The following is a 1,029-nucleotide window of genomic DNA, read 5'->3' as shown; positions in this document are numbered from 1 at the left end:
AGTGGCTACTTTACCTACAATTCGCGTTATGGCCGAATCTGAGCTACGTGAAGAAGTAGGCTTTGTCCCATTTCAAGAAGATAAAAAAGTGCGTCAGGCTCTACAACATCGTGAGTATAAAACTCATAACGATATACAGAATGCTTTAGTCCCTGAAGGTATGACGACAGTAGACTATCAACCTGTCATGGCACAGCCAGACTTGTCTCAGCTTTCTCCATTTTTACGAGAATATATTCTAGCTGTAGCGGGTGGAATCCAATCTTCTGACCCAACCAATGGTCTTTTTGAAATGTTAAAGCCTCTGCAAATTAACCGAAGTAATGTCGATGCTTATCGTGAAGGTACGATGAAAGTAAATTTAGATGATATTTTGAGATTACAGCAACAAATCCAAGATGGTTTAAAAGGCCGATAAAAAAATCCCCGCACTAAGCGGGGACAGTAGTTTTATAGTTAATAAATATTTATTGAACAATAGTCAATTTTGGTCTTTTTGACTCTTTATAATCTGTAAATAAGGTGAGTGAACGAAAAGTTAGGTTATCAAAATCTTCCCAAGAGATACCTATTTCATTGAGCATTTCATTTATTGAAAAATTGCCTTTCGCATCTAAAAGTTTTAATAATTTTAGATACAGAATTGATTGATCGTGGTGAGTTGGTTGAGGCTCATTTTTGTGATAGCCCAATGAGTTAATTTTCATGCAATTACTTCTATAAACCCAATCTGTAATTAAATTAAGTTTATGGGATTTATAATTGATCGCTTGTAATGAAACACGCCAATAACTTTTATATTTTAGCATATTGCCAATACTCATTTCATTTGGCGCTAACTCACGGAAACTTTCATTAGGCATTAAAAAACAGGAAGCGAATCTATCAGCTTCACTTTCACGTTTTTTGTAATCAATATCGTCGGTTGGTGTTTGTGTATCATAAATATGCAAAAAAATATGTGCAAGTTCATGCGCAGCATCAAACCTCGATCGTTCTGCAGATTTAAAAGTATCTAATAATACGAAT

2 protein-coding genes are annotated in these 1,029 nt (G+C 34.9%); one reads left to right on the top strand and one right to left on the bottom strand.

The window, feature by feature from the left end; genetic code table 11:
- Positions 1-418, top strand: a 418-nt coding sequence (locus tag VXQ92_RS21200) for a hypothetical protein (protein WP_416683092.1), incomplete at its 5' end; no start/stop codon positions are given.
- A gap of 49 nt (positions 419-467) precedes the next feature.
- Here VXQ92_RS21200 and VXQ92_RS21195 read toward each other — a convergent pair.
- Positions 468-1,029 (bottom strand): ImmA/IrrE family metallo-endopeptidase (locus VXQ92_RS21195; protein WP_416683091.1); only part of this gene is annotated, 562 nt, incomplete at its 5' end.

The organism is Acinetobacter sp. 228, from assembly GCF_048147885.1.
The sequence above is the reverse complement of the archived record's forward strand: the minus strand, read 5'-3'. Positions and strand labels throughout refer to the sequence as shown.